General features: G+C 40.3%; 1 protein-coding gene. It reads right to left on the bottom strand.

Annotation, left to right across the window (positions count from 1 at the left end; genetic code table 11):
* A partial coding sequence (locus HBA93_RS19920) for a hypothetical protein (RefSeq protein ID WP_221724436.1) occupies positions 1-180 on the bottom strand: 180 nt, incomplete at its 3' end.
* Positions 181-325: the final 145 nt, after the last annotated feature.

Below are 325 nucleotides of genomic sequence, written 5' to 3'. Positions count from 1 at the left end.
AATGCGTCGCTCGATGGGCCAACAACATACTTCCTGATTGAGCGTGAATAATATTATAAATAAACTTTGGTGCAGGAACGTTGGTTTCTGCACCATGGCAGCAAATGTTTTGTTCGATTGTAAAGTGATTCGATAGTGGAACAGTTGTGGAACAAACATTGCCAGAATCTTGCCACTCATATGCGTATAGCTGTGCTTAGCTATGCATATTAAAAATTCTAAATGTTTGGGAAAACCTAGGAAAACTGGTGCTGCGAGGGAGGATTGAACTCCCGACCTCTCCATTACCAATGGAATGTCGTTTTGTTTTCTGTTTATGGATTAA

Source organism: Ochrobactrum sp. SFR4 (assembly GCF_019730395.1).
Lineage (GTDB): Bacteria > Pseudomonadota > Alphaproteobacteria > Rhizobiales > Rhizobiaceae > Pseudochrobactrum.
Note: the sequence above shows the minus strand (reverse complement) of the source record. Positions and strands in the feature narration are given on the sequence as shown.